Source organism: Duganella sp. AC237 (assembly GCF_979254035.1).
Genome location: NZ_CEEDEW010000003.1, coordinates 5,747,998 through 5,766,672, shown reverse-complemented (window position 1 = coordinate 5,766,672; position 18,675 = coordinate 5,747,998). Strand labels below are relative to the sequence as shown.

General features: G+C 62.0%; 20 protein-coding genes and 1 tRNA gene. 12 read left to right on the top strand and 9 right to left on the bottom strand.

Features of this window, described 5'->3' with window-relative positions:
• Window positions 1–6: 6 nt before the first annotated feature.
• Genes hemF through AC0IYS_RS25540 form a run of 3 tightly spaced genes read right to left on the bottom strand, consistent with a single transcriptional unit; the run spans window position 7 to window position 2,927 of the window.
• Entirely contained in the window at window positions 7–921 is a 915-nt protein-coding gene (hemF, locus tag AC0IYS_RS25550; protein ID WP_471707798.1) for an oxygen-dependent coproporphyrinogen oxidase, read from the bottom strand.
• Between the two features lie 5 nt (window positions 922–926).
• The gene (purD, locus tag AC0IYS_RS25545; RefSeq protein WP_471707797.1) at window positions 927–2,195 is read right to left on the bottom strand and encodes a phosphoribosylamine--glycine ligase; all 1,269 of its coding nucleotides are present in this window, start codon (window positions 2,193–2,195) and stop codon (window positions 927–929) included.
• A 6-nt stretch (window positions 2,196–2,201) separates the two neighbouring features.
• Window positions 2,202–2,927, bottom strand: a complete 726-nt coding sequence (locus tag AC0IYS_RS25540) for a YebC/PmpR family DNA-binding transcriptional regulator (RefSeq protein ID WP_471707796.1) — start codon at window positions 2,925–2,927, stop codon at window positions 2,202–2,204.
• Window positions 2,928–3,067: 140 nt separating this feature from the next.
• Between AC0IYS_RS25540 and AC0IYS_RS25535 the strand changes: the two genes are divergently transcribed.
• The 4 genes from AC0IYS_RS25535 to AC0IYS_RS25520 all read left to right on the top strand — a co-directional run bounded on the left by AC0IYS_RS25535 (window position 3,068) and on the right by AC0IYS_RS25520 (window position 6,071).
• Window positions 3,068–3,982 carry a DMT family transporter gene (locus tag AC0IYS_RS25535; protein WP_471707795.1) on the top strand — a complete coding sequence of 305 codons (915 nt, stop codon included), beginning with the start codon at window positions 3,068–3,070 and terminating at the stop codon, window positions 3,980–3,982.
• A 31-nt stretch (window positions 3,983–4,013) separates the two neighbouring features.
• The gene (locus AC0IYS_RS25530; protein ID WP_471707794.1) at window positions 4,014–4,403 is read left to right on the top strand and encodes a methylglyoxal synthase; all 390 of its coding nucleotides are present in this window, start codon (window positions 4,014–4,016) and stop codon (window positions 4,401–4,403) included.
• A 199-nt stretch (window positions 4,404–4,602) separates the two neighbouring features.
• Window positions 4,603–5,577: a quinone oxidoreductase family protein gene (locus AC0IYS_RS25525; RefSeq protein ID WP_471707793.1), complete on the top strand. Its 975-nt coding sequence runs from the start codon at window positions 4,603–4,605 to the stop codon at window positions 5,575–5,577.
• Window positions 5,574–6,071: a DUF6328 family protein gene (locus AC0IYS_RS25520; protein WP_471707792.1), complete on the top strand. Its 498-nt coding sequence runs from the start codon at window positions 5,574–5,576 to the stop codon at window positions 6,069–6,071. The genes AC0IYS_RS25525 and AC0IYS_RS25520 overlap by 4 nt, the downstream gene beginning before the upstream one ends.
• 13 nt (window positions 6,072–6,084) lie before the next feature.
• Here the strand turns inward: AC0IYS_RS25520 and AC0IYS_RS25515 are convergent, their stop codons facing one another.
• Window positions 6,085–8,862: a hybrid sensor histidine kinase/response regulator gene (locus AC0IYS_RS25515; RefSeq protein WP_471707791.1), complete on the bottom strand. Its 2,778-nt coding sequence runs from the start codon at window positions 8,860–8,862 to the stop codon at window positions 6,085–6,087.
• A 235-nt stretch (window positions 8,863–9,097) separates the two neighbouring features.
• Between AC0IYS_RS25515 and AC0IYS_RS25510 the strand changes: the two genes are divergently transcribed.
• Entirely contained in the window at window positions 9,098–9,277 is a 180-nt protein-coding gene (locus AC0IYS_RS25510; protein ID WP_315399639.1) for a CsbD family protein, read from the top strand.
• Between the two features lie 110 nt (window positions 9,278–9,387).
• Here the strand turns inward: AC0IYS_RS25510 and AC0IYS_RS25505 are convergent, their stop codons facing one another.
• Window positions 9,388–10,080 (bottom strand): DUF4136 domain-containing protein, encoded by a 693-nt coding sequence (locus AC0IYS_RS25505; protein ID WP_471707790.1) that lies wholly within the window; start codon window positions 10,078–10,080, stop codon window positions 9,388–9,390.
• A 231-nt stretch (window positions 10,081–10,311) separates the two neighbouring features.
• On the opposite strand from AC0IYS_RS25505, the gene pepN reads away from it, so the two are divergent.
• The 3 genes from pepN to AC0IYS_RS25490 all read left to right on the top strand — a co-directional run bounded on the left by pepN (window position 10,312) and on the right by AC0IYS_RS25490 (window position 14,213).
• Complete coding sequence (pepN, locus tag AC0IYS_RS25500) at window positions 10,312–12,978, top strand: aminopeptidase N (RefSeq protein ID WP_471707789.1); 2,667 nt, start codon at window positions 10,312–10,314, stop codon at window positions 12,976–12,978.
• A 40-nt stretch (window positions 12,979–13,018) separates the two neighbouring features.
• Window positions 13,019–14,020 (top strand): class 1 fructose-bisphosphatase, encoded by a 1,002-nt coding sequence (locus AC0IYS_RS25495; RefSeq protein ID WP_315214123.1) that lies wholly within the window; start codon window positions 13,019–13,021, stop codon window positions 14,018–14,020.
• Window positions 14,021–14,137: 117 nt separating this feature from the next.
• A tRNA-Thr gene (locus AC0IYS_RS25490) sits at window positions 14,138–14,213 on the top strand.
• 72 nt (window positions 14,214–14,285) lie between these two features.
• Here the strand turns inward: AC0IYS_RS25490 and AC0IYS_RS25485 are convergent.
• Complete coding sequence (locus AC0IYS_RS25485; RefSeq protein WP_471707788.1) at window positions 14,286–14,573, bottom strand: type II toxin-antitoxin system RelE/ParE family toxin; 288 nt, start codon at window positions 14,571–14,573, stop codon at window positions 14,286–14,288.
• Between the two features lie 47 nt (window positions 14,574–14,620).
• On the bottom strand, window positions 14,621–14,821 hold the full coding sequence (relB, locus tag AC0IYS_RS25480; protein WP_471707787.1) for a type II toxin-antitoxin system RelB family antitoxin: 201 nt from the start codon (window positions 14,819–14,821) through the stop codon (window positions 14,621–14,623).
• Window positions 14,822–15,186: 365 nt separating this feature from the next.
• Between relB and AC0IYS_RS25475 the strand changes: the two genes are divergently transcribed.
• Both AC0IYS_RS25475 and AC0IYS_RS25470 read left to right on the top strand, forming a co-directional pair.
• Window positions 15,187–15,579, top strand: coding sequence for a VOC family protein (locus AC0IYS_RS25475; RefSeq protein WP_471707786.1), 393 nt, complete (start codon window positions 15,187–15,189; stop codon window positions 15,577–15,579).
• 129 nt (window positions 15,580–15,708) lie between these two features.
• Window positions 15,709–16,398: a hypothetical protein gene (locus AC0IYS_RS25470; RefSeq protein WP_471707785.1), complete on the top strand. Its 690-nt coding sequence runs from the start codon at window positions 15,709–15,711 to the stop codon at window positions 16,396–16,398.
• Window positions 16,399–16,498: 100 nt separating this feature from the next.
• On the opposite strand, the gene AC0IYS_RS25465 is transcribed toward AC0IYS_RS25470, so the two are convergent.
• Window positions 16,499–16,687 carry a hypothetical protein gene (locus AC0IYS_RS25465; RefSeq protein WP_471707784.1) on the bottom strand — a complete coding sequence of 63 codons (189 nt, stop codon included), beginning with the start codon at window positions 16,685–16,687 and terminating at the stop codon, window positions 16,499–16,501.
• A gap of 90 nt (window positions 16,688–16,777) precedes the next feature.
• Window positions 16,778–17,188, bottom strand: coding sequence for a response regulator (locus AC0IYS_RS25460; protein WP_471707783.1), 411 nt, complete (start codon window positions 17,186–17,188; stop codon window positions 16,778–16,780).
• Between the two features lie 249 nt (window positions 17,189–17,437).
• Between AC0IYS_RS25460 and msrA the strand changes: the two genes are divergently transcribed.
• Window positions 17,438–17,941 carry a peptide-methionine (S)-S-oxide reductase MsrA gene (gene msrA, locus AC0IYS_RS25455; protein ID WP_471707782.1) on the top strand — a complete coding sequence of 168 codons (504 nt, stop codon included), beginning with the start codon at window positions 17,438–17,440 and terminating at the stop codon, window positions 17,939–17,941.
• A 139-nt stretch (window positions 17,942–18,080) separates the two neighbouring features.
• On the top strand, window positions 18,081–18,476 hold the full coding sequence (locus AC0IYS_RS25450) for a DUF1842 domain-containing protein (RefSeq protein ID WP_471707781.1): 396 nt from the start codon (window positions 18,081–18,083) through the stop codon (window positions 18,474–18,476).
• Window positions 18,477–18,675 lie beyond the last annotated feature (199 nt).

The window sequence follows — 18,675 nt, the reverse complement described above, 5'->3', positions numbered from 1 at the left end:
CCTTTGTCACGCGGCCAGCCAGTCGCGGTGCGGCAGGAAGTCGGTGTACAGCGCTGCTTCCGGCGTGCCGTCCTCGGGTTCCCAGCGATAGCGCCATTTGACGATCGGCGGCATCGACATCAGGATCGCCTCGGTGCGGCCGCCCGACTGCAGGCCGAACAGGGTACCACGGTCGAACACCAGATTGAATTCGACGTAGCGGCCGCGCCGGTAAGCCTGGAAATCGCGTTCGCGCTCGCCGTACGGCGTGTCCTTGCGGCGTTCCAGGATCGGCAGGTAGGCCGTCAAGAACGAATTGCCGACGCTTTGCATCAGCGCGAAGCTCTGGTCGAAGCCTTCTTCGTTCACATCGTCGAAGAAGATGCCGCCGACGCCGCGCGCCTCCTTGCGGTGCTTCAGGTAGAAATACTCGTCGCACCACTTCTTGTAGCGCGCGTGCAGGTCGTCGCCGAACGGCGCCAGCGCGTCGTGGCAGCTTTGGTGGAAGTGCTTGACGTCTTCCTTGTCGCCGTAATAGGGCGTCAGGTCCATGCCGCCGCCGAACCACCATGCCGGCTCGCCGTTGATGGTGGTCGTGGTGAAGAAGCGCACGTTCATGTGCACCGTCGGCGCGTATGGATTGCGCGGGTGGATCACCAGCGACACGCCCATCGCTTCCCACGGGTTGCCGCCCAAATCCGGACGCGCGGCAGACGCGGACGGCGGCAGCTTGGCGCCCATCACGTGCGAGAAATTGACGCCACCGCGTTCGATGACGTTGCCTTCTTCGACCAGGCGCGAAATCCCGCCGCCGCCTTCCGGGCGCTCCCACTCGTCGCGCAGGAAGGCCTTGCCATCGAGCGCTTCGAGCGCGTCGATGATGCGGGCCTGCAGATCGAGCAGGAAGGCCTTGACAGCCGCTGGATTCGGGGCGGAGAGCATTGTATTTAGTGTTTCAGGCCGCGCCAGCCGATGTCGCGGCGGCACTGCATGCCTTCGAAGGAGATCTGGTCGACCACTTCGTAGGCCTGCTTTTGCGCCAGCTTGACGCTGTCGGCCAGGCCGACCACGCACAGCACGCGGCCACCGGTCACTTGCAGCTGGCCGCCCACTTCGGCCGTGCCGGCGTGGAAGGTCACCGATTCCGGCGTTTCGGCCGGGATGCCTTCGATCACGGCGCCCTTGAGCGGCGCGTCCGGGTAGCCGGCGGCTGCCAGCACCACGCCAACGGCGGTGCGGCGGTCCCATTCCAGTTCGACCGTGTCCAAGGTGCCGTTGACGGCGTGTTCCATCACCGTCACCAGGTCGGTCTTCAGGCGCGACATGATCGGCTGCGTTTCCGGGTCGCCCATGCGGCAGTTGAATTCCAGCGTGCGCGGATTGCCGGCGGCGTCGATCATCAGGCCGGCGTACAGGAAGCCGGTGAAGACGATGCCGTCCTTCGCCATGCCGGCGATGGTCGGATTGATAATCTCGCGCATCACGCGGGCGTGCATCGCCGGCGTGACGATCGGCGCCGGGGAGTAGGCGCCCATGCCGCCGGTGTTCGGGCCTTCGTCGTTGTCCTTTAGGCGCTTGTGATCCTGGCTGGTCGCCAGCGGCAGCACGTTTTTGCCGTCGCACATGACGATGAAGCTCGCTTCTTCGCCGGCCAGGAATTCCTCGATGACGATGCGCGCGCCGGCGTCGCCGAAGCGGTTATCGGCCAGCATGTCGTCGACCGCCTGATGCGCTTCGTCCAGCGACATCGCCACCACCACGCCTTTGCCGGCGGCCAGGCCGTCGGCCTTGATGACGATCGGCGCGCCGTTGGCGTCGATGTAGGCGTGCGCTTGCGCCACGTCCGAGAAGGTCTGGTATTTGGCGGTCGGGATGCCGTGGCGCTGCATGAACGCCTTGGCGAAGTCCTTCGACGACTCCAGCTGCGCCGCCTCCTTCGTTGGACCGAACACCTTCAGGCCTCGGGCGCGGAACAGGTTGACGATGCCGCCGGCCAGCGGGGTTTCCGGGCCGACCACGGTCAGGCCGATGTGCTCCTGCTCGACGAAGGTCGCCAGTTCGTGCAGATCGGTGATGTTGACGTTGACCAGGCGCGAATCGCGCGCGGTGCCGCCGTTGCCGGGGGCGACGTAGACCATCTGGATGCGTTCCGATTGCGCCAATTTCCATGCCAGCGCGTGTTCACGGCCGCCGGAGCCGACTACCAATATTTTCATAAATCCTCAGTCTTCGATCAGCGTGTTGGAATAGACTTCCTGGACATCGTCCAGCGCTTCCAACGCGTCCAGCAGTTTTTGCATCTTGACGGCGTTGTCGCCGGTGATGACGGTTTCGGTGGCCGGCTTCATGATGATCTCGGCCACTTCGGCCTTGAAACCGGCCGCTTCCAGCGCATCCTTGACGGTCGCGAAGTCGTGCGGGCCGCACAGCACTTCGAAGCCGCCTTCTTCATCGGCCACCACGTCTTCGGCGCCGGCTTCCAGCGCCACTTCCATCAGCGCATCCTCGTTGGTGCCGGGCGCGAACAGGAACTGGCCGCAATGCTTGAACATGAACGCCACCGAACCCTCGTTGCCCATGTTGCCGCCGTTTTTGTTAAAGGCGTTGCGTACTTCGGCCACGGTGCGCACGCGGTTGTCGGTCATGCAGTCGACGATGACGGCCGCGCCGCCGATGCCGTAGCCCTCGTAGCGCACTTCCTCGTAGGCCGCGCCGTCCTCGCCGCCGGTGCCGCGCGTGATCGCGCGTTGCACGTTATCCTTCGGCATATTGGCGTCGGCCGCCTTGTCCACCGCCAGGCGCAGGCGCGGGTTGGTCTGGATATCGCCGCCGCCCATGCGCGCGGCGACGGTGATTTCCTTGATCAGACGTGTCCAGATCTTGCCACGTTTGGCGTCGGTAGCGGCCTTTTTGTGCTTGATATTGGCCCATTTGCTGTGTCCAGCCATGTTCAGTCTTCCTTCGGCGCGGTTTTATTCGGGGTTGGCGATAGTCGTTGCTATGCGGTGAGGGCGGTATTTTAACATAAGGCAGGGCGCCGAAACCGCCGCCCTCTGCGGCCGGGGCCGTTTGGCCGTACAATCGAGGGATGGACAAAAGCATAACGAATGTGAGCCCGGCCCGTTCGGCCTATCTGGGCGGCCTGGGAATCGCCATCGGCGGCGCGGTGCTGTTCTCGACCAAGGCCATCGTCGCCAAGCTGCTCTACCGTTATGACCTCGACGCCGTCACCGTGCTGGCGTTCCGGATGATCTTTTCGCTGCCGGTGTTTGCCGCCGTCGCCGTCTGGAAGATGCGCACCGGGCCGGCGCTGTCGAAGGCGGACCGCTGGCGCCTGATCGGCCTGGGGCTGGTCGGCTACTATTTATCCAGTTTCCTCGATTTCCTCGGGCTGCAGTACATCACGGTCGGCCTGGAACGGCTGATTTTGTTCCTGACGCCGACCTTCGTGCTGCTGATCAGCTCCACCCTGCTCAAGCAGCACATCAGCGGCAAGCAGTGGCTGGCGCTGCTGACCTCCTATTGCGGCATCGTGTTCGTGTTCCTGCACGACCTGGGCAACGGCGGCGCCAACGTGGCGCTGGGCGCGATGCTGGTGACGGGATCGGCCGCCGCCTACGCCGTCTACCTGCTGCTGTCGGGGGAGATGGTCAAGCGGCTCGGGGCGCTGCGGCTGGTGTCGTACGCGATGTGCGTCTCCAGCGTGGCCTGCATCGCCCAGTTTTTCATCCTGCGGCCGGTGTCGGCGCTGGCGCAGCCGATGGGCGTGTACGGCCTGTCGCTGGTCAACGGCATCCTGTGCACGGTGATGCCGGTGTTTATGACGATGGCCGCCGTCGAGCGCATCGGCGCCGGCGCCGCCTCGCAGGCGGGCATGATCGGTCCCGTGTCAACCTTGTTTCTGGGCGCGCTGCTGTTGGGCGAACCCGTCACGTCCTGGCAACTGGCCGGCACCGCGCTGGTGATCGCCGGGATTTATCTGCTGTCCAAGAGTAAAAAATAAAACTGGATAAACCGTATACATGGATAACGTTATGAAAACCCGCATCGCCCTGATTGCCCACGACAAGAAAAAAGACGACATGATCCTGCTGGCGGGCCAATACCGCGCTTTCCTGTCGACCTGCGACCTGGTTGCCACCGGCACCACGGGCGGGCGTTTGATCAGCGAGCTGGGGCTGGAGGTGGACCGCAAGCATTCCGGGCCTTTCGGCGGGGATTTGCAGATCGGGTCGATGCTGGTGCAGGGCGAGATCGATTGCGTGATCTTCCTGCGCGATCCGATGACGCCGCAGCCGCACGAGCCGGACATCAACGCGCTGGTGCGGGCGTGCGACGTGCACAACACGCCGTGCGCGACGAACGTGTCGTCGGCGCATTTGGTGTTGTCGCAACTGCAGTCGCTCGCCGCCGCCGGTAATTAGATAACCCGGCAATAACCGTTAAATCACGTAGGGCGGATTAGCGTAGCGTAATCCGCCATGTATGCGTAGTCGGCGGCTCAAAGATGGCGGATTACGGCGTTCCGCCTAATCCGCCCTACGTGGTTTAGATTGTTTCAGTCGCGTGTGGCCGAAGTTGTATTCGGCGTTACACTGCGGATATTGAGTAACGGAGGCAATCATGACCAAGGCAATTCGTATCAACCGCGTGGGCGGCCCGGAGGTGATGGAGCTGGTGGACGTGGACCTGCCGCCGCCCGGCCCCGGCGAGGCGCAAGTGCGCCACGGCGCCATCGGCCTCAATTTCATTGACGTGTATTTCCGCACCGGCCTGTATCCGCAGCCGCTGCCGGGCGGGCTGGGCATGGAAGGCGCCGGCACCGTCGAGGCTGTGGGCGAGGGCGTGACCGAAGTGAAGGTCGGCGACCGCGTGGCCTATGCGGGCCGGCCGAACGGCGCCTACGCCGAGGCGCGCAACATGCCGGCCTCGCAGCTGCTGGTGCTGCCGGAGAAAATCGGCTTCGATATCGCCGCCGCCATGATGCTGCAAGGCTTGACGGTGCAGTATCTGCTGCACCGCACCGTGCACCTGAAGGCGGGCGACACGATCCTGTTCCACGCCGCCGCCGGCGGTGTCGGCCTGATCGCCTGCCAGTGGGCCAAGGTGCTGGGCGTGACCTTGATCGGCACCGTCGGTTCGGACGAGAAGGCGGCGCTGGCGACCGAGAACGGCGCCGACCACGTGATCAACTACAACCGCGAGAACTTCACCGAGCGGGTACGCGAGATCACCGGCGGCAAGGGCGTGTGCGCGGTGTACGATTCGATCGGCAAGGACACCTTCATCGGATCGCTGGACTGCCTGGCGCCGCTCGGCACCATGGTCAGCTTCGGCAACGCGTCCGGACCGGTGCCGCCGTTCGCGCTGAGCGAGCTGGCCAACCGTGGCTCGCTGTTTGTCACGCGGCCGTCGCTGGGCGCCTACATGGCCACGCGCGAGGACCTGGAGGCGGCGGCCAAGTCGCTGTTCGGCGTCGTCAACAGCGGCGCGGTCAAGATCGACGTGCGCCAGCGTTATAACCTCGCCGATGTCGCCCAGGCGCACAGCGATCTCGAAGCGCGCAAGACCACCGGCTCGACGATCATACTGCCATGAGCGGCAGCATTTTCGAGGAGGACAAGGTCAGGGGCAAGCAGCTGCGCGACGACGAAGAGGAAGACGACGGCGACTTCTCCGACATGCTCAGTGAGATGCGCATCCTGCTGCCGGGCGCGCAGATGTTGTCGGCCTTCCTGATCATCCTGCCGTTCAACGCCGGTTTCGCGCATATCGACCATACGGAAAAGCTGCTGTTCCTGGCGACGTTTTTCCTGGCCTTGACCAGTCTGGTGCTGCTGAGCGCGCCGGCGATCCAGCACCGCTTGATGCGGCCATTGAAAGACCGGGCGCGCTTCAAGCGGGTGGCGACCAAGCAGATCGTGGCCGGCTCGTTCGCGCTGGCGATCGCGCTGGTGCTGGGCACCGACCTGGTGATCTCGGAGGTGTTCGGGTCCACCGTCGGCATGGCCACGGCCGGCATCATGGCGGCGTTGATCGCCGTCGCGTGGTGGCTGATGCCGATGTATTTGAAGCGGCATTCCGGCGTTTAAAGCGCGTTGAACTTCAGCCCAGCGCGTTTTCCAGCTGCGCGAAATTAAACGGCTTCAGCAAAAACTTGGCCGACGCGTCCGACAATCCGGCATTGTCCTTGTCATGCCCGCTGACGAACACGATATCAAGCCCGGGCTGCCCGGCGCGCGCCTGCGCCGCCAGGTCGATGCCGGACATGCGCGGCAGGCTGATGTCGGTCAGCAGCACCTCGATATCCCCGCGCGCCATGCGCTGCAGGGCTTCTTCGGCCGAGCCCACCGCGTCGACCAGGTGCCCCAGCGACTCCAGCAACTCCGCCGTCAGCATGCGCGCGTCCTCGTTGTCCTCGACCAGCAGGATACTGCGGCGGCGGCCGCAGCCCGGCTGTGCCGGCGCCGCCTTCATGCTCGACCTTTCCCTGTGCAGCGCTTCGACGTGCTGGCGGTTGGCGAACATGAACCTGATCTTGCGCGCCAAATCCTCGCGCCGGTAAGGCTTGCTCAGCAACTCGACCCCGGCGTCGAGCCGACCGCCATGCACGATGGCGTTTTGCGTGTACCCGGAGGTGAACAGGATCTCCAGCCCCGGCAGAATGGCCTTGGCCTTGCGCGCCAGGTCCGGACTGCGCAGCTCGCCCGGCATGACCACATCGGTGAACAGCAGATCGATCGGCAAGCCGCTGTCGATGATCGATAGCGCGCTTTGGCCGTCGCTCGCCTTGAGCACGGTGTAGCCGAGGCCCTTGAGGATCTCCACCACCGTTTCCTGCACTTGCAGGTCGTCCTCGACCACCAGCACGGTTTCGTTGCCGCCGACCACAGGACCGTTGAGCGCCGCCGGCAAGCTATCGAGCTCCGCCATCGAACGCGGCAGATACAACTTGAACGTCGTGCCGTGGCCGACTTCGCTGTACACCTTGATGTGGCCGCCGCTTTGCTTGATGAAGCCGTAGGCCATGCTCAGCCCCAGGCCGGTGCCTTCGCCCTCGCGCTTGGTGGTGAAGAAGGGCTCGAAAATCTTGTCGGACAGATCGGACGGGATGCCGCAGCCGGTGTCGGAGACGGCCAGCATGACGTACTGGCCGGCGCATACTTCGGGATGGCCGGCGCAATAGGCGGCGTCCAGCTCGGTGTTGCGCAGCTCGATCGTCAGCTTGCCCTGGCCATCCATGGCGTCGCGGGCGTTGATCGCCAGGTTGAGCAGCACGTTTTCCAACTGGTTGGGGTCGATCAGCGTGTGCCACAGGTGGTTGTCGACCGCCAGTTCGACCGCGACAGATTCGCCTATCGCCCGTTGCAGCAGGTCGTCCATCGCGCCCAGCAGCTCGCGCAGGTCGGCCACCACCGGTTTCAGGGGATGGCGGCGCGCGAAGGACAGCAACTGCGAGGCCAGCCGCGCGCCGCGTTCGACCGCGGTCGTGGCCGTCGTCAGCCGCTTCATGGTGGCCTGGTCGGCGCCGGCCGACAGTTGCAGCAGTTGCAAATTGCCGGAGATGATCTGCAGCACGTTGTTGAAGTCGTGGGCGACGCCGCCGGTCAGCTTGCCGATCGATTCGAGCTTCTGCGCCTGCAACAGCGCCGATTCGGTTTCCCGCAGCGCTTCGGCAGCGCGTTTTTCGTCGGTGATGTCGCGCCCGACCGCGTGGATCAGGTCGATGTCCGGCACCGCCGTCCAGGAAATGTCGCGCCACGAACCGTCCGCGTGGCGGTAGCGGTTTTCAAAGCGCAGCGTGGTCAGGCCGCTGGCCAGCCGGCCCACTTCGCTCGAGGTGGCCGCCTGGTCGTCCGGATGCACCAGGGTCATGAAGTTGCGGCCGACGATGGCGGGCGCCTCGTAGCCGAGGATCGCGGTCCAGGCCGGATTGATGGAGATGATCTCCGCGTTGAAGTTGGCCACCAGCATCAAATCGGTGGACAGGCGCCACATGCGGTCGCGGTCGGCGGCCTGCTGGTTGATGCGGCGCTCCAGCACCGAGACCGATTCGTGTTGCTTGCGGTAGGCGTCGCGCAGCGCCTCGGCGTCGAGCGCGCGGCCGGTGACGTCGGAGATGAGGCCGGTCAGGTGGTTGTCGTAGCCCGGTTGCAGATAGCGGCTGCCGCGCATGTGGACCCAGTGGATGCTGGTGTCGGGCCAGACGACGCGGAACTCAAGGTCAATGCCGGCGGCGCCGGTTTGCGTCGATTGCACGGCGGCGGAGACGCTTTTGCGGTCGGCCGCGTGCACGCGCGCGAGCAGGTGCTCGAGGCGCCAGCCGGTGGTGCCGTCGTCGAGGCCGAAGCATTGTTCGAAGGCGGCGTTGAAGCTGATGCAGCCCGAGCGCACGTCCAGGTCCCACTCGCCGTAGCGCGCCACTTCCAGCGCGAAGCGCAGTTTGGTGGCGAGCTTGCGTTCGCGCTCGTCCGCGTCGCGTTGCTTGGTGATGTCGCGCGAGATCGACAGCAGGCCTTGCAGCGAGCCGTCGCTGCCGAGCAGCGGGCTGACGACCACGTCCCACCATTTGAGCGTGCCTTTGGCGGTGGGGCAGAGCGCCTGGAACTGACCGATGCTGCCGGCACGGGCGGTGGCCATCGCCAGGTCAACGTGTTCGCGCGCCGCCTCGGGCCACAGGCTGGGCCACATCGCGCCGCACACGGCGCCAAAATCGTCGATCTCCATCACGCATTGGCCGTTGATGTTCATCGCCATCAGGCTGCCATCGATACCAAGTATCTTGACGCAGTCGGGGCTGTTTTCGAAGATCGACAGGTGGGCCTGCTGGCGCAGCGCGTCGGCGCTCGCCGCTATCAATGCGGTGTGATCGTGTGTTTCCATAAAGCTCCAAGGACCCGGGACGGATTTCGCGGTAAAAAGTTGTGCGGTCTCGCGGGGTCTGGGCTAGTGGCACGTCCGCAGTGTACATCAGCGAACTCGACGGTTCGCGTCTCGTTGAGCAAAAAAAATCGAGGATGCAAGTTAAGTACGCAAGCGTACAGATGAGTTAGCTCAGCTTGGCTATTCTGTCTCTCAAGCCAAGCCATTCCGGTTTGCACCAAACAGGAGCAACATCATGAACAAAGACCAAATCGAAGGTAAGCTGAAAAACATCGGCGGCAAGATTCAGGAAGAAGTCGGCGATCTGATCGACTCGCCAGAGCAAGAAGCCAAAGGCCTGGCTAACCAAGCCGAAGGTAAAGTACAAGAGAAAGTCGGCGACCTGAAAGAAGCCGCCAAAATCGCCACCAAGTAATTTAGGTCGCAATTGAAAAAAGCCCCTGGGTGCTTCGGCACACAGGGGCTTTTTGGTTGTGGAGCAAAGTTGAAACCCGGTCGCAATCACCGGGCCCACTGGCGCCGGTGTCAGCGGGCCGGCGCGGCCTGCCCGGCCACCGCCGCCGGCGCTTCCACCGTCTGGGTGCTTGGATCGATCTTGAGGTCGACCCGGCGCGGCACGCCGCTCTGGCCGGGGAAGCCGGTGAACGCGCTTTGCACCAAGGCCGGCATCACATACGGCGTGGCCTGGATCAAGCTGGTATTTTGCACCGTTACGTCATACAGCTTGCGGCCGGTCGTGGTGTTGATGGTCACGCGCAGCTGGCGCTGGTACTGGTGCTTGATGCGCTCTTCCACGCGCATCGTGTGGAAACGGAACGGATCATAAAAATACGGGCGATAGCCGTAGCCCCAGCGCGAATAACCCCAGCCGTAACGGCCGTAGCCCGGCCCCCAGTACGATCCCATGAACGGATCGTCCGCTTCCAGCACGCGCACCGGATGGTCGATGGTCACGTATTTCATGCCCACCAGTAATTTCGGCTGTTGGCCCTCGGCGGCCTGGCGGAAGCCCAGCTTGCCCAACTCATTGCTCACGAGAACTTGGTAGCTGCGGTATTCCAGCGTGTCGTCGGCCCCCTGCGGCGCTTCGAAGGCATAGGTTTTGTCCGGCAGGTCGGCCGGCCAGTCGTTGAAGGCGGTGACATTGCTGCGGATGGTAGTGGCGCAGCCGCTCAACAGCATGACGGCGGCAGTCGCCAGGATGGCGAGATATTTCATGGTGGTGACCTCTCAGGTAAGACGGTATTTTCCAGTACTGAAGTTTACGACGCGCGCCGGGACCGTGCACGATTATTACAGATTGTTACGGCGGCGTGGAAACAAGCAACTTATTCATGGCAACTTATTGCGCCAACTTGGCCGCGGCCATGTCCGTCGCAGGCAATTCACACGTCCACAGGCGCTGGTATTGGTAAAATAGGCTTTTGCCTACGTCCACCCAGAGCCCCCATGCGCACAGATAGCAGCCCCACGACGATATATCGCAAAGATTACACCCCTCCAGCGTTCCTGGTCGATACGGTTGAACTGGGCTTCGATCTCGATCCCGACCGCACCGTGGTGGCCAACCGCATCACGATGCGGCACAACCCGGCGAGCCAGAGTCAGGACATCGTGTTGCATGGCGAGGAGATCGAATTGGTGCAGCTGCGCATGAACGGCAAAGCGCTGGCGCCGACCGAATACAAGCTCGACGGCTCGACCTTGACGATCCGGAAGGCCCCCGCAGATGTGGTGCTGGAGATTGAAACGCTGTGCGCGCCGGTGCAAAACACCACGTTGTCCGGGTTGTACGTATCGAACGGCAACTTCTTCACGCAATGCGAGGCCGAAGGCTTCCGCCGCATCACCTATTTCCCGGACCGTCCGGACGTGATGGCCAAGTACACCGTCATGCTGCGCGCCGACAAGGCCGCCTACCCGGTGCTGCTGTCGAACGGCAACCTGATCGAAGAGGGCGACCTCGACGACGGCCGCCACTACGCCAAATGGGAAGACCCGTTCAAGAAGCCGTCCTACCTGTTCGCGCTGGTCGCCGCGCGCCTGGTGTGCCAGAAGGAGAAGTACACGCTCAACTCCGGACGCGAGGTGCTGCTGCAGGTGTGGGTGGAGGACGGCAACCTCGACAAGACCGACTACGCCATGCAGTCGCTGAAAAACTCGATCCGCTGGGACGAGGAGCGCTTTGGCCTGGAGCTGGACCTGGACCGCTTCATGATCGTCGCCGTCGGCGACTTCAACATGGGCGCGATGGAGAACAAGGGCCTCAACATCTTCAACACCAAGTTTGTGCTGGCCAATCCGCGCGTGGCGACCGACGTCGATTACGCCGGCATCGAGGCGGTGGTGGGCCACGAGTACTTCCACAACTGGACCGGCAACCGCGTCACGTGCCGCGACTGGTTCCAGCTGTCGCTGAAGGAAGGCCTGACGGTGTTCCGCGACCAGGAGTTCAGCGCCGACATGATCGGCACCGACAGCGGCCGCGCCGTCACCCGCATCGACCAGGTGCGCACCCTGCGCCAGGCGCAGTTCCCCGAGGACGCCGGCCCGATGGCGCACCCGGTGCGTCCCGACTCCTTCGTCGAGATCAACAACTTCTACACGGTGACCGTGTACGAAAAGGGCGCCGAAGTGGTGCGCATGTATCAAACCCTGTTGGGCCGCGAAGGCTTCCGCAAGGGCATGGACCTGTACTTCGAACGTCACGACGGGCAGGCGGTGACCTGCGACGACTTCCGCGCCGCCATGGCCGATTCGAGCGGCCGCGATCTGCGCCAGTTCGAGCGCTGGTACAGCCAGGCCGGCACGCCGGTGGTCACCGCGCGCACGCGCTACGACGCCGTCAAGCGCAACTTCGACATTATCCTCAGCCAGCGCTGCGCCGCATCGGCCGGCCAGCCGGACAAGCTGCCGTTCCACATTCCGGTGGCGGTCGGCCTGCTGTCGGCAAGCGGTAAGGACCTGCCTTTAACCCTGGAAGGCGGCAAGCACGCCAAGGGCGCCACCACGGTAGTCCTGGAGTTGACCGAGCAAGAGCAGATTTTCCGCTTCCGCAATGTCGACGAACGTCCGACGCCGTCGATCCTGCGCGACTTCTCGGCGCCGGTGGTGCTGGAATACGATTACACCGACGCCGAACTGCTGCACCTGTTCAGCCATGACAGCGACCCGGTCAACCGCTGGGAAGCGGGCCAGCGCCTGGCCATGGCGCGCCTGCTCAAGCTGACCGCGCAAGTGGCTGCCGCCGGCGGCAGCGACGCCGGCCTGAAACTGGACGCCACCTTCATCACCGCCCAGCGCACCTTGCTGACCGACGACACGCTCGATCCGGCCTTCCGCGAGCTGGCCTTGATCCTGCCGTCGGAAACCATCATCGCCGAGCAGATGGACGTGGTCGACCCGCAAGCGATCCACACCGCGCGCCAGTTCATGCGCCGCACCATCGGCGCCGCGCTCAAGACCGAGCTGCTGTCGCAGTACCACGCCAATCAGACGCCGGGCGACTACAGCCCGGACGCCTTGTCGGCCGGTAAGCGGGCGTTGAAGAACCTGTGCCTGTCGTACCTGATGGTGGCGCCGGACATGGCGGAGCTCAAGCTCGCGCAGCAGCAGTTCGAAAAGGCCGGCAACATGACCGACCGCTCCGCCGCGCTGGTGGCGATGATCCACAGCGGCGCCGAAGCCGGCCCGTATCTGAAGAACTTCTACGAAGACTTCGAAAGCGAAGCGCTGGTCATCGACAAATGGTTCGCCATGCAGGCGTCGGCGCCGACCACCAACGTCGCCGGCGTGCGCAAGTTGATGCAGCACCCGGCCTTCACGCTGAAGAACCCGAACCGCGCGCGCAGCTTGATCTTCAACTTCACCAGCGGCAATCCGTCGCAGTTCCACGCCGCCGACGGCAGCGCCTACGAATTCTGGGCCGAGCACGTGATCAAGCTCGATGCCATCAATCCGCAGGTCGCCGCGCGGCTGGCGCGCGGCATGGACCGCTGGCGCCGATACGCCCCGGCGCTGCAAGCCAAGATGAAGCGCGCGCTGGAAAAGGTCGCGGCCCGCGCCAAGCTCTCGAACGACGTGCTCGAAGTGGTGACCAAGGCACTCGCGAACTAACAACGATTTAAACGATTTATATTTCACCACAAGGGAAACCATGAAACGCATCAGCCTCACTCAATACCTGGTCGAAGAACAGCGCCAGAACAACACGATCCCGGCCGAACTGCGTCTGCTGATCGAAGTGGTCGCGCGCGCGTGCAAGACCATCAGCCACGCCGTGGGCAAGGGCGCGCTGGGCGAAGTGCTCGGCACCGCCGACACCGAAAACGTCCAGGGCGAAGTGCAGAAAAAGCTCGACATCATCTCCAACGAGATCCTGCTCGAAGCGAATGAATGGGGCGGCCACCTGGCGGCGATGGCGTCGGAAGAGATGGAAACCATCCACCCGATCCCGAACCGCTATCCGAAGGGCGAGTACATGCTGACGTTCGATCCGCTGGACGGCTCGTCGAACATCGACGTCAACGTCTCGATCGGCACCATCTTCTCGGTGCTGAAGGCGCCGGAAGGCATGGGCGAACCGACCGAGGAAGCGTTCATGCAGGCCGGCACCAAGCAGGTCGCCGCCGGCTACGCCGTGTACGGCCCGCAGACCATGCTGGTTCTCACCACCGGCAATGGCGTCAACTGCTTCACGCTGGACCGCGAAATGGGTTCGTGGGTGCTGACGCAGCGCGACATGAAGATCCCGGCCAAGACCAAGGAATTCGCCATCAACATGTCGAACGCGCGCCACTGGCACGCGCCGGTCAAGCGTTACGTCGACGAGCTGCTGGAAGGCGAAACCGGCCCGCGCGGCACCAACTTCAACATGCGCTGGGTGGCCTCGATGGTCGCCGACGTGCACCGCATCCTGAACCGTGGCGGCATCTTCATGTACCCGGCCGATACGCGCGACACGTCGATGCCGGGCAAGCTGCGTTTGATGTACGAGGCGAATCCGATGGCTTTCATCGTCGAGCAGGCGGGCGGTTCGGCCACCGACGGCACCCAGCGCATCATGGAGATCCAGCCGCACAAGCTGCACCAGCGCGTGCCGGTGTTCCTGGGATCGCGCGATGAGGTGGCGGTGGTGACGGGCTACCATCAGGGCTGATTGGGCGGTTTCTAGCCTGTTTGGCGCACAAAGCAATGACATTTTTGCAGCACGGCTAAAATTTATTGGTTTAGGGCTAGCGTGCAGTAAGAAATATTTGTTAGAATGTGCGACTTCGCCGCTTTAGCTCAGTTGGTAGAGCAGTTCATTCGTAATGAAAAGGTCGCCAGTTCGATTCCGGCAAGCGGCACCAGAACACAGTAGTTTGCTGTACCAGAAGTCTTGAAACCCGCGTTCTCCCCAGGAGGCGCGGGTTTTTTGTCGTTTACTGTCGTTCGGCTGGATATCGCTGGCGGGAATGCAGTACCGACACGATTTCGATTACGTTCGGCGAAACGCGATACACGATCACGTAGTTGTGGTGCACAACGATCTCTCGGGTGCCGGCGAGTCGTCCAACACGGTAGAGGTAGGGATGCTGCGGCAACTGTGATGTCGCGCGTTCGATTTCATCCTGTAGCTTGGAGGCGGCGACGTCATTGCGCTCCGCAATGTAGTCGATGATCGTGGCCAGGTTGACCCTGGCCCTTGGAAGCCACCGAACCAGAAGCATCCATCCTCCAGAAAATACAGTTTAGCGAACCTGTATTCATTCTGGCTTCACGATGCATCGCTCGGTTTGTTCTTACTCCGTTTGGACGCGATTAGCGCTCGCATTTCAGCCATGACCTGATCATGCGGAATGCTCGGACTCGGGTCGTCGAGGGATGCCTGCACTTGTTCACGGAACCAACGATCATAAGCTGCCGCATCTTCCGCAGTAGCAAATTCCGATTCGATGGGGGAAAGGGGCGTTTTCATAAGGCCAAGGTTACACCAGATCGTGCCACTGTGCCTTCGAATTTCTCGCGTCAAGTACATCGAAACGAAATGTTTACTGCGGCTATGGCGATGGAGCGGATATTCGTTTGGTGCACCGGTTACCTGTGGCAGTCAAGCGCTGCGAAATAAGAGAGCAGAGGTCACGGCAGCGACTTGTAGCAGCCAGGATCCGGTCCGAATGAGTGCACTTTCGCCGAGCACCTTGACGGACTGCGCGCGGAGGCGGCGATCAAAGAGTCCATGGCGAGAGCATACACGCGCCGCGATTGATTTGGTCGGATCGATGGCGTTACACTAGCTGCGGCGCATCGCCACTCGACTTCAATAGAATAAAGGCCTAGAAAATGTTCAGTCATGTGATGATCGGTTCGAATGATATCGAACGTTCCAAACGGTTTTACGACGCCGTGCTTGGCGTCCTGGGCGCGGGTGAGCCGTTCCGCAATACCGCAGCTACCGGCCATGAGCGGCTTTTTTATCGACACGAAGGAAATACCTTCGTCATTACTCAGCCGATCAATGGCGAGCAGGCGAGTTGCGCGAATGGCGGCACGATTGGTTTCAAATGCAACTCTCCTGAGCAGGTGCGGGAGTTTCACGACGTGGCGGTCGCGCATGGCGGCAAGTCGTGCGAAGAGCCGCCAGGCCTGCGTGACGGCAGCTTGGGGGCGATGCATCTGGCTTATGTTCGCGATCCGGACGGGAATAAGCTGTGTGCGCTGTATCGCGTTAAGTAGCTCCACGTACCCACCACAGCCTCGATTTGATGCTTCCGTGTTGCCAAACCTCTAGCGTTAAGTGCGCTCCCAAGCGCCTAAATAATGTAAGATCATTTTGATAACTTACTTCACTAGGGAGAATACCGGATGAAACGCAATGCCATCATAGGCGCCATGATCGTGGCCGCAGCACTCGCGGCTTGCAAAAAGCATGAGAAGGTCGAGGAGGCACCGGTTGTCGCCGCGCCCGTGCCTGTCACCGCGCCCGACCCCGCCGGCGCAGGCAAGGTTCCGGCGGCCGAGCAGACCGACGAACAGCGCGAGGCAGCCAAGAAGCAGGCGCTGCTGGCCTACGGCGTGATGGAGGATAAATACATCAACGATCCGCGCGCGCAGTGGGCGACGGAGGCCAAGGCCAGCTCGGTCTTCGGCGACCAGGACGGCAAGACGCCGTCCGATTCCAACCTGGCCAAGAACGCGGTCGGTCCGAGCGATGGCAATACGTGGACCAATAACCATATCGATCAGGGTTTCGATTGGCTGGAGACCGCTTTCGCGACGCCGGTCAACGCCACCGAGGTGCGCTTTGTGCTGCCGAGCGGGCAGGGCGTGGAGGCGGTTAACAAGGTCGAGTTGCAGGATACCGACGGCAAGTGGAATACCGTGTGGGAAGGCGTGAGCGATGTGAAGAAAGACGAGCGCGGCAACCGTACCTGGTTCGTGAAGACTTTCAGCAAGACCGCGTACAAGGCCAAGGCGGTGAAGGTGACTTACGCGAACAACCTGCAGCATGACTATAAGGTCATCGATGCGGTGCAATTGGTGGGTGATAAGTAATCGTGTGATCGGTGGGCCGCTGGCGGCGCATGCATGGCGGATAACGCTTCGCTAATCCGCCCTACGTGGTTTAGATTGGCTCGTCGGCTGTCGGTCTTCGTTATAGATTGTCGGCGGCGCGGCGCTTGTCGGGCTCGTTGAGCACGCGGGCAATGACCGGGAGCGGGACGCCGGCGTCTTCCAGGAAAATGGCGGCGGCTTCACGGCCGTCGGTCTCAAGCATGGCGATGCCGGCGTGCACGGCGATGGCCTTGGCGCGGTCGGGTCGGGAACGTCGTTCTGTCATCATATGGCCTCCTGTCGTTAAGAGGACAGTATCACAAAAGCAATGGCCTTGCGCGCACCCACCGCACGCCGGCACATGCCTGCGCGGCGGCCGTTACGCGCTCTTGCGGGCGAAGCTGGCGCGCATGTCGCACGCGGTGCCGATGGCGCGCAGGATTTCTTCCATGCCGGCCGGTTTGGTGATGTGCTGGTCGAAGCCGGCATCGTGCGTGCGCTGGCGCGTGCCCTTGTCGCCCCAGGCGGTGAAGGCAACCAGCGCGAGATTGCTGAATTCCGGCTGCGCACGCAAGGCGGCGGCGACCTGGAAGCCGTCCATGACCGGCATGCCCAGGTCCAGCAGGATGACGTCAGGCGCGAAGTCCTTTGCGCTCTGCAATCCCTCGGCGCCGCTGTAGGCGACGGCGGTCTGGTAGCCGTACAGACCCAGCAACTCTGCCGCGACGTCCGCCGCCTGGCTGTTGTCGTCGATGATGAGTAGACGTTTGGTGGAATTGGACTGGTCCATGATATCGATCGAAAAAGTGAGCAACTGAAGCGTTGCGTCTTTCGGCAGGGGCCAGGCCGGGTTTGGTTGCGCGTGCGTTGAATCTGGGCACGGCGGGCAGGAAGAGAATTGCTTTCCTGAACCAGATTATAGGGCTAAACCAGTATCTGAAGGCAAGGTATTTAACATTTCTGTGCGTATAAGCGGCTCTATTTCTTGAATAATTGCATGGTCGTCACCACTTGAGTTCAGATCCAATATCGAAAAGGAATGATGATGACGATTGAGAAAGCCATTCTGGCCGGCGGTTGTTTTTGGGGCATACAGGATTTGATCCGTAAAATGCCGGGTGTCGAAACCACGCGCGTCGGTTATAGCGGCGGCGACGTGCCCAATGCAACGTATCGCAATCACGGCACGCATGCCGAGGCGATCGAGATTCATTTCGATCCATCGGTGATCAGCTATCGCAAAATCCTGGAATTCTTTTTCCAGATTCACGATCCGAGCACCGCTAATCGCCAGGGTAACGATGTGGGCATGAGTTATCGTTCGGCTATTTTCTATGTCGACGACCAACAAAAAGCGACGGCCGAGGACACCATCGCCGATGTGAACGCGTCCGGCTTGTGGCCTGGCAAAGTGGTGACCGAGCTGGCGCCGGCAGGTACATTCTGGGAGGCGGAACCCGAGCACCAGGATTACCTGGAGCGTATTCCCAACGGCTACACCTGCCATTACGTCCGTCCGGACTGGCGGCTGCCGAAGCGCTGATATCGCCTGTAGTTGTTTTTTTTGATTGGTAAAACTACTTTAAAAACAGCTACTTGAGGATCGGAAGGTATACGGAAGGTGGTATTCCCGGTCGGCCGCTACAGTGCATCCATGCATTGCGTCCACCGGAGAGTACATCATGAGTCAACTATTTACCGCCGTTTATGAAGTCAACAGCCCCGTCGATGGCGGTCCGACCTTGCGGTTGAATCTTGTCGTCGACGGGCGCAACGATAGCGTCGTCGGCCACGTTCAGCTGGATGATTTTTCCGGCGCCAGCAAGGCTATCTCAGTGCGTGGCCATCACGTCGAAATCGACGGCGAACAGCCCATGCAGGCCATCGTGCTTGCCGGTACGCCGACGATCTTTCCATGCAAGGACGAAGATCCGAGCGCTTTCCAATTGCTGATGGTATTGCCGACGGCCTGGAAAGACGGCCAGGTTTGCTACAAAATGAGTTTCGGTAAACGCTCGCCACGGGTCCTGGAAATCCACGACGGTATTGCGCGCGCCGTGATGCAAGTCGCGAATTAATCTGTTTATATTCACACCCGCTTTAGTACCACTTTTTTATCCCGCCCAATTGGTACTCGCCGATAAACAAAGTGTTTATCCGCGGGTACTCTTTTACCAGTTTCATGCCCAGATAAGGCATCTCGTCGACGTCGTTAGTGGGCGCTTACTATCTGTGTCGTGACTGTTATGGTTCATTTCTCCCGAGACTGTTTTCCTT

Bases quoted from the DNA above. Each gene is read 5' to 3' on its own strand.
- hemF (WP_471707798.1), bottom strand. From the start codon at position 921: ATGCTCTCCGCCCCGAATCCAGCGGCTGTCAAGGCCTTCCTGCTCGAT.
- purD (WP_471707797.1), bottom strand. From the start codon at position 2,195: ATGAAAATATTGGTAGTCGGCTCCGGCGGCCGTGAACACGCGCTGGCA.
- AC0IYS_RS25540 (WP_471707796.1), bottom strand. From the start codon at position 2,927: ATGGCTGGACACAGCAAATGGGCCAATATCAAGCACAAAAAGGCCGCT.
- AC0IYS_RS25535 (WP_471707795.1), top strand. From the start codon at position 3,068: ATGGACAAAAGCATAACGAATGTGAGCCCGGCCCGTTCGGCCTATCTG.
- AC0IYS_RS25530 (WP_471707794.1), top strand. From the start codon at position 4,014: ATGAAAACCCGCATCGCCCTGATTGCCCACGACAAGAAAAAAGACGAC.
- AC0IYS_RS25525 (WP_471707793.1), top strand. From the start codon at position 4,603: ATGACCAAGGCAATTCGTATCAACCGCGTGGGCGGCCCGGAGGTGATG.
- AC0IYS_RS25520 (WP_471707792.1), top strand. From the start codon at position 5,574: ATGAGCGGCAGCATTTTCGAGGAGGACAAGGTCAGGGGCAAGCAGCTG.
- AC0IYS_RS25515 (WP_471707791.1), bottom strand. From the start codon at position 8,862: ATGGAAACACACGATCACACCGCATTGATAGCGGCGAGCGCCGACGCG.
- AC0IYS_RS25510 (WP_315399639.1), top strand. From the start codon at position 9,098: ATGAACAAAGACCAAATCGAAGGTAAGCTGAAAAACATCGGCGGCAAG.
- AC0IYS_RS25505 (WP_471707790.1), bottom strand. From the start codon at position 10,080: ATGAAATATCTCGCCATCCTGGCGACTGCCGCCGTCATGCTGTTGAGC.
- pepN (WP_471707789.1), top strand. From the start codon at position 10,312: ATGCGCACAGATAGCAGCCCCACGACGATATATCGCAAAGATTACACC.
- AC0IYS_RS25495 (WP_315214123.1), top strand. From the start codon at position 13,019: ATGAAACGCATCAGCCTCACTCAATACCTGGTCGAAGAACAGCGCCAG.
- AC0IYS_RS25485 (WP_471707788.1), bottom strand. From the start codon at position 14,573: ATGCTTCTGGTTCGGTGGCTTCCAAGGGCCAGGGTCAACCTGGCCACG.
- relB (WP_471707787.1), bottom strand. From the start codon at position 14,821: ATGAAAACGCCCCTTTCCCCCATCGAATCGGAATTTGCTACTGCGGAA.
- AC0IYS_RS25475 (WP_471707786.1), top strand. From the start codon at position 15,187: ATGTTCAGTCATGTGATGATCGGTTCGAATGATATCGAACGTTCCAAA.
- AC0IYS_RS25470 (WP_471707785.1), top strand. From the start codon at position 15,709: ATGAAACGCAATGCCATCATAGGCGCCATGATCGTGGCCGCAGCACTC.
- AC0IYS_RS25465 (WP_471707784.1), bottom strand. From the start codon at position 16,687: ATGATGACAGAACGACGTTCCCGACCCGACCGCGCCAAGGCCATCGCC.
- AC0IYS_RS25460 (WP_471707783.1), bottom strand. From the start codon at position 17,188: ATGGACCAGTCCAATTCCACCAAACGTCTACTCATCATCGACGACAAC.
- msrA (WP_471707782.1), top strand. From the start codon at position 17,438: ATGATGATGACGATTGAGAAAGCCATTCTGGCCGGCGGTTGTTTTTGG.
- AC0IYS_RS25450 (WP_471707781.1), top strand. From the start codon at position 18,081: ATGAGTCAACTATTTACCGCCGTTTATGAAGTCAACAGCCCCGTCGAT.